5 protein-coding genes and 3 pseudogenes are annotated in these 7,151 nt (G+C 58.0%); 5 read left to right on the top strand and 3 right to left on the bottom strand.

Annotated elements, in window-relative coordinates:
• On the top strand, positions 1-248 hold a 248-nt coding region (locus GCT19_RS40705; protein ID WP_193727519.1), incomplete at its 5' end, for an ATP-binding protein.
• 49 nt (positions 249-297) lie between these two features.
• On the opposite strand, the pseudogene GCT19_RS40700 reads toward GCT19_RS40705, so the two are convergent.
• Positions 298-531, bottom strand: a pseudogene (locus tag GCT19_RS40700) (transposase); the annotation flags it as partial.
• Between the two features lie 74 nt (positions 532-605).
• Here GCT19_RS40700 and GCT19_RS40695 point away from each other — a divergent pair.
• From GCT19_RS40695 to GCT19_RS40685, 3 genes and pseudogenes are all read left to right on the top strand, one after another.
• A pseudogene (locus tag GCT19_RS40695) lies at positions 606-1,004 on the top strand (IS66 family transposase); the annotation flags it as partial.
• 378 nt (positions 1,005-1,382) lie between these two features.
• Entirely contained in the window at positions 1,383-2,081 is a 699-nt protein-coding gene (locus tag GCT19_RS44735) for an ectoine synthase (protein ID WP_311548617.1), read from the top strand.
• A 661-nt stretch (positions 2,082-2,742) separates the two neighbouring features.
• Positions 2,743-3,614, top strand: a protein-coding gene (locus GCT19_RS40685; RefSeq protein ID WP_152854998.1) for an IS5 family transposase whose coding sequence is annotated in 2 segments (ribosomal slippage) — positions 2,743-3,094 and positions 3,094-3,614 — 873 coding nt in all. Because the reading frame shifts where the segments join, the coding sequence is not laid out codon by codon here.
• Between the two features lie 33 nt (positions 3,615-3,647).
• Here GCT19_RS40685 and GCT19_RS44170 read toward each other — a convergent pair.
• Positions 3,648-3,907, bottom strand: a pseudogene (locus GCT19_RS44170) (DUF6429 family protein).
• Between the two features lie 212 nt (positions 3,908-4,119).
• Positions 4,120-4,401: a hypothetical protein gene (locus GCT19_RS45165; RefSeq protein WP_456299587.1), complete on the bottom strand. Its 282-nt coding sequence runs from the start codon at positions 4,399-4,401 to the stop codon at positions 4,120-4,122.
• A gap of 769 nt (positions 4,402-5,170) precedes the next feature.
• Between GCT19_RS45165 and GCT19_RS40670 the strand changes: the two genes are divergently transcribed.
• On the top strand, positions 5,171-7,151 hold a 1,981-nt coding region (locus GCT19_RS40670; protein ID WP_152854997.1), incomplete at its 3' end, for a formyltransferase family protein.

The raw sequence follows: 7,151 nt of genomic DNA, 5'->3' as shown, positions 1-7,151 counted from the left end.
ACGACCGCGATGAAATGGAGGTGTTGTTCACGTTGCTCGCCGAGCGCTACGAGCGAAAGAGCATCGTCATCACCACAAATCTCGTGTTCTCGGAATGGGAACGCATCTTTAAAGACCCGATGACCACGCTTGCGGCGATCGATCGCGTAGTGCACCACAGCGTCGTCCTCGACTTGATGGGTGTCGAGAGCTATCGCGCAAAAGCTGCCGGTGCGAAGCCGACAGCGTCAGCCGCAGCGACGGCATAGGGCGGCAATTTTAGTTGTCGCCGACGGCAGTTCTAGTTGACGCCAGACACAGGCGCTTGTTCTCGGCGCGTAACCGCGAGAGCTCCATCTGCTCGGGCGTGACCACCTTCGCTCCGGGACCGTTCAGTTTGCCGGCCTGCTCGGCCTTCACCCAGTTGCGCAGCGTCTGCTCCGACACGCCCAACTCGCGGGCCACTGCGCCTACGCCTTGCCCGTCCTTGACTCGTTGCACGGCCGCCGCCCGGAACTCCGGCGTGTACGCCTGTTTTGGTACCTTGAACATCTCTTCTTTCCTTCCTTTGGGTCGAGTTCACACACGACCTGCTGGAAGGCGAAATTTCAGGGGAAGCTCACCGGGCCAAACCGGTGTGCGACGCACTTCATGAATGGATGGTGGCGCAGCGCAAGCTGGTTTCGGAAGGTTCAGCGATTGCGAAAGCGCTGGATTACAGCCTTAAACGCTGGGAAGCGCTGACGCGCTATCTCGACGACGGACATGTGCCCATAGACAACAACTGGGTCGAAAACCAAATACGTCCGTGGGCTATCGGCAGGGCCAACTGGCTGTTCGCTGGCTCACTCCGAGCGGGCCAACGCGCTGCCGCCATCATGAGCCTGTTGCGCTCAGCACAACTCAATGGGCACGAACCGCACGCCTATCTGAAGGACGTCCTCACGCGATTGCCGACCCACAGGGCCAGCGACGTCGCAACATTGCTGCCTCATCGCTGGCAGCCGACAGTTGCGGTCGCTTAGCTCAATTCGTCAAGACGGGTTTGCTGGCCGCTTACGGTCCGGCGGGTTCCCTAGTAATTTTGTGCGTTTAATTTGGCAAGGTGTACACAACCGAAAGACCACCATTGACCTTGAGATTGTCTGCGCCTCTCGGGGAGATTGCACTTTTCCGGCGATCGTCGCCATTTACTCACCGAGGTCCTGTCTTGCGCTCTGTCTCGTTTAAGACATTGATGTCGCAAACGTGACGACACGATGCCAACTAGCGCGGCGGGAGGCGCATCGTTTTCTAAGGAGTGTTTTCAGAAAGTCGCTGGCACATCGGTTGCTTGAAAGGGGGGCCGTTGACCATAACAATCTAGCAAACCACTCCTAACAGTTCAGATGACATGAGCTCAGATGAAACTTGCTCGATCAACCCTGATGCTGCCATGGCCGCCGCGCGCGTATTGTGGCGAGGTCTCTCACCTCATGATTGGGTTGTCAAGATTGGGCTGCCGCTCCCCGGCCAGGTCAGGACGGTGCCGTGTTAAGAAATGGAGCGATGGCAGTGGAAACATGGCTTGGCAGCTTCTTGCCTGCCTGCCCCGTGCAAAGCCATACCTTGGCTTTGCGCTTCGGGGGCGCGCGGAAGCCGCGCTTCTAGGTCAGAACAATGCCCTCCGCGCTTCCACAATAATGACTTGCACTCTATTCTTGGGATCAAACAATATGATTGTGCGTAGCCTGAACGATGTTGAAGCGACCGATCACTTCGTCGATTGGGGAAATGGTACTAGCCACCGCCTCCTTACGGCTAAGGACGGCATGGGCTTTAGCCTTTGCCACACCGTAGTGCGCGCTAACACGGTCTCGTTTCTCCAATACCGTAACCATCTCGAAGCTTGCTACTGCATCGCCGGAGAGGGCGAGGTAGAGGACATGGAGGGTAATGTCTTCGTCCTTCGCAAGGGCGACATGTATGTGCTTGACAAACATGACAAGCATCTTCTGCGCGGGGGACGGGACAAGGACATGATCCTCGTTAGTATCTTCAACCCGCCTCTCAACGGAACCGAGTGCCACAACCTCAACGACCCGACAGGCTCGGCATATTAAGCAACGTGAACCGCCCCCCGGGCTTGTCTAGGTGGCCATTTGGTTGAGTTATGCGGCCATGCTTGGTTGTCCGGCATGGCGTCTCCGGCCTCGGCCGCGGGAATGTTTGCGATGGACTCCAGGAGCCGTCGGTTGTTGGTCAATCGACCCATTGGCCGCAATTGAGGTTCCGCCGCACACCGCGACGGATGCTCGTTGGCGTGATTGAGAACCATCCGAACCTTACGGGCTCGAACCTCGGGTGAAAACTTGTCATGGCTCCATCCTCTCAGGATTTGGAGCCTCCGGCAAACCCGGGGGCGGTTCAACGCCCTGCGGAGTTGGCGAATCGTCAAAGTATTCGAGCCACCGGAATGCGCCAGCGCGCCGACTACTCCGCAGGCGCTGGATGCGACTCCGGTCAACGAGGACGTCCTCTAGGCGTACTCTGCGAGAGCCGGCCTCAATCACGCATTATCGGAATTTCGATAGAACCACCACCGAAAAGGCGGTGCGGGCTGGTCGGATTAATCAGTTTGACGTTCCGCGCTCCGCGGTTTTTGCCCCGAACACACCAGGCGAAATACCAGAAGCCTTAGAAACCTTAACACAATGAACAAAGGGGCTGTTTACTCTCGATGAATCCTGTCAACCTTTTCATTGTTTCGACGACGAAAAGGACATGGCTAAACCCATACTCGACGACGAACTTTGGGCACTCATCGAACCGTTACTGCCCCCTCCCAAACCAAGGCGAAGCCGTCATCCTGGGCGCAAGCCGCTCGATGATCGTGCGCTGCTCACTGGCATCCTGTTCATCCTGCAGACAGGTCTGCGCTGGGACCTGCTGCCACGCGAGATGGGCTGCGGCAGCGGCATGAGTTGCTGGCGCCGTCTGCGGGACTGGCAGGCTGCTGGCGTCTGGGACCGACTGCATGAAGTCCTGCTCGCCAGGCTGCGCGCGGCTGACCAGATTGACTGGTCCCGTGTCGTCGTCGATTCCTCCTCGATCCGCGCCGTGGGCGCAGGTCAAAAACGGGACCGAATCCCACGGGCCGGGCGCGACCCGGTTCAAAACACCACCTCATCACCGAAGCGCAGGGCATCCCGCTCGCGGTAATTCTCACGGGCGCCAACCGTAACGATGTTACCCAGCTTCACCCACTGGTTGACGCCATCCCACCCATTGCTGGCAAGCGTGGCCGGCCGCTTTCGAAGCCCCGCATTGTTCAAGGCGACCGGGGCTACGATCACGACAAATACCGCCGTCCGCTATACGCAGCCGGCATCGCGACTGAAATCGCCCGACGCGGCGAGCCCCACGGCAGCGGACTGGGCAAAACACGCTGGGTGGTCGAGCGCACCATTTCGTGGCTTCATAACTTGCGACGACTGCGCATCCGCTTCGAACGTCTTGCATTCATCCACGAAGCCTTTATGAAAATCGCCTGCTGCATCATCTGCTGGCGAAAGCTGAGGAACTCATTTTGTTACCGCCTCTTAGGCCGATTGATAGCGCGCTGGATTGGTACGATGTCGGGCGAGGTCGGATAAGTGACATAGCAGAATTAGGGCTAGTGTCTTGAGTTAGAACTTTGTTTGATTATCGTCTTCGCTGCTAGACCGGATGAAGTGTTGCTTGAAGAGTCGCTCGAATTCGCGCAGGCCCTCGTCGGTGAGCACAACGGACTTCGTCTTGTTGACCGCGATTGCCAATCGTGCCTCGTTCGTACAACCGGTTTAGGACAGTCGCAACCGAAGTTTTTCCCTGCCCGGTCTTGACCATGAAGCGTCAGATAAAAAAGGGTGAGGACTGCTTCGTCAATTGCGACGGCGTCGATGTTCATGGCAGTCATTCCGATACCTTTTGGTTTCGGGCGCAAAAGCGTTCGAGGCCTGCCAAAATTTCGTCGGCCGACTTGGTCCAGGTGAATGGACGGGGACTCGCATTATAGACATCGAGTAATGGCGAATCGCGTCTTCGAGCTGGCGTGTCGAGCGATGGACGCCGCGTCGAAGGTGCTTCTCGGTGACTGTGACGAATCAGCGTTCGACTTAGTTACGGCAAGAAGCAGAAGTTGGATTGAAGTGCACATGAACGCGCGGATGTGGAGCAAACCAGCTCTTTCGAGGACGTCTTATGCGTGCCGTAGTTGTCCATCACGAGATGCACGTCCAGCTCGGAAGGCAACTTGGCGGCGATCGGGCGCAGGAACTGCACAAATTCGCTGCTGCGGTGACGCCTATGCAACTCGCCGATTATCTCGCCCGTCGCGCTGTCCCAGCGCGAGCGGCAGCATGGGCTGCGTGCGATTGAGCGTCTGGGTTTGGCTTTTCTCATCCACGCAGCACCATGGCCTTCAACGGCGGATCGAGATACAGACCGACCATATCGCGCACCTTGTCGGCAAACAAGGGATCGCTTGAGAGCTTGAACGTCTCCTGGCGATGTGGTTAGAGGCCGAATGCATGGCAGATTCGCGGCAGTGCGGTCTGCGAGAGGCTCATCTCGCGCGCGATCGTGCGCGTACTCTAATGCCTCACACCGGCAGACATGGACTCCAGCGTCTTCGCAATGACCGCGTCGACATGCGAACCCTCGATCGTCCTCGGCGCACCAGGACGAGGCGCATCGAGCACGCCATCCAGACGATGAGCCACGAAGCGCGCGCACGCCTCTTCGAAACGGTTTGTTGAGTGACTGGCAGTTCTGCAGAAGCGATCATATTGTCGCCGCCATCGGCACACGCCAACACAAATCCGGGCTCGCAATGCCATAGCACACTGACAAACAACGATTCCTGCTTTGGCACGATACATGCATGGTCTTCTCCATAAAGGCGCATTAACTGATGAGAAGTTGTTCGATGTTCTCGCTCACCGGAAACTCAGACCAGGCTAAGGCGGCGGCAGCGATTCTGCCGCAGGCGATATCTGGAGGGCGGCGCGCAAGAGTTTCGGCACCGCCAATACCCGCGTATTGCGCAGGTGACCGCGGCACGGTTATGTCGCGCAAATTCGAACCAGTGCGGCTGATTTGAGTCGCTTCGTGGCGCGATGCCCATGGTGGCAATGCCCAGCTTGATGGATGGACTGCAGGAGCGGTGAAGATGTCATATCGGGTATCTCCGGCGCGCGGAAGCGTCTGCCAACCGGGCGATCAGGACGGGCTACCTGAAGCGCGGTCGATCTCCTCTACCGTCGTTGTCGGCAGTGGTACGCTCGCTATCAGATGCGTGCAGCTCGCAATTCAGATGGGCCACGTCATTGCTGCAGCATTGTGTGCTGACGGCGTATTCCGCGATTGGGCTGTTCGCTCGAACATCCCGTCCATCGCAAGCGTTGAAGAGCTCGCTTCTTTTTTGAAGGATGCGCCGGTAGATTTGATCTTCTCAGTTGCCAATCCATTCATATTGCCGGCGGATCTATTGGAGGGGGTTCGTCGAGGTGCATTTAATTACCACGACGGTCCATTGCCACGATATGCGGGAGTGCACGTTACGTCCTGGGCGCTGCTGGCGCAAGAGACCGAATATGCCATCACGTGGCATTGGATCGATGACGGTGTTGATAGCGGTGACGTCGTGGTTCAGCGCCAGGTGTTGATTGCGCCCACCGATACGGCACTGACCCTGAATCTTAAATGCAATGAAGCCGCGATCGAGGGCTTCCGCGAGCTCTTAGCTGGCGTCAAGAACGGGAAGCTTTTGGCCTATCCGCAGGCAGTGCTGGACAGAAGCTACTTTCCGAGACATCGACGCCCCGATTCCGCAGGCTGTCTGCGATGGGATCAATCCGCGCAAGAGATATCGGCGATGACACGAGCCCTACGCTTTGGGCCACATCAACTAAATCCAATGTGTCTGCCCAAAGCTCTCCTGGGCGATCAGGCTGTCAAAGTCAGCAACTTGGACGTGTTGGCTCGAAGCTCGAGTAGTCCGGCGGGGTCCCTGCTCGAAGTCCACTCGAGCCATTGGCGTGTGGCGACGGGCACCGAGGATGTCGATGTTTATTTTGGCGAACTCGATGGGCAGATGCTGGACGCGCGAGCCCTCGCCAGGCACTTCAATGTGGATGAAGGTAGTCGCCTTCCGATCTTGAGCGATGAACAGGCGCGGAGCATAACTGCCACCCATGAATTGCTGGCGCCTCTGGAGGATTTTTGGCGACAGCGGCTCGAACAGTTTAGAACATTGCATCCTCCTTTCCTGTCATCGTCCGTGGCTGCGGCACCGCCCGGATGGCAGTCGAGTTCGTGGTTCAGTCCAAGTGCTTTGGCTAAACTGTCCCCACTCGATCGCTCGGAATACCTGGCAACGGCTTGGCTGATCTATCTCGCCCGCATCACGGGAGAAACAGAGCTTCAGCTGGGATGGACGCCTGCGTTGTATGGACCGCAAACTGCCTCCAAAGCGATGGAAGTGTTGATCTCCTCTGTCGTGCCGATGGAAGTGACCATTGAGCTTGCCAATGATTTTGAAGAAGTGCGCAAAACCGTAGCTGCCGAATTCGTCCAGCTGAGGGCGCACGGTAGCTTTGCCCGCGATCTTATCGGGCGTTGCACGGTCTTGCGAGGTGTGGAGGCGCTGCGCTCGCACCGACCCTGGCCGATTGGCATCACACTCACGACAGAGAGCTCTTCGGTGGCTGGCGATCTGATGACGAGTCACGGAGCTGGCCGGGCCCTATGCGGCGATTTGCTGACTTTTGAAGTTTGCGCTCTGAATGGGCGCTTCCGCTGGCATTTTGATGCCAGTCGATTAGCGCCGAGGCAGATCGGCCGCATGACACAGCATTTGCAGACTTTGTTAAATGGTGTGATGGCCGATGCGGGGCAGCCGGTCGGCCGCATCAACATTCTCCCGGACGACGAACGCACGTATCTGCTGGAGGATCTGAACCGGACGGCAGCGGCGTATCCGTCGGAGCGGTGCATCCATGAGCTGTTCGAGGCGCAGGTGCAGAAGGCGCCGGAGGCGGTGGCGGTGGTCCACGAGAACGAGAGACTGAGCTATGGCGAGCTCAACGCGCGGGCCAACCGGCTGGCCCATCATCTGATCGCACTCGGAGTCAGGCCGGATCAGCCGGTGG

This window comes from Paraburkholderia atlantica, assembly GCF_009362785.1.
Taxonomy (GTDB): Bacteria; Pseudomonadota; Gammaproteobacteria; order Burkholderiales; family Burkholderiaceae; genus Paraburkholderia; species Paraburkholderia atlantica.
This window is presented reverse-complemented; position numbering and strand designations above follow the sequence as displayed.

Bases quoted from the DNA above. Each gene is read 5' to 3' on its own strand.
- GCT19_RS45165 (WP_456299587.1), bottom strand. From the start codon at position 4,401: ATGAGAAAAGCCAAACCCAGACGCTCAATCGCACGCAGCCCATGCTGC.
- GCT19_RS44735 (WP_311548617.1), top strand. From the start codon at position 1,383: ATGAAACTTGCTCGATCAACCCTGATGCTGCCATGGCCGCCGCGCGCG.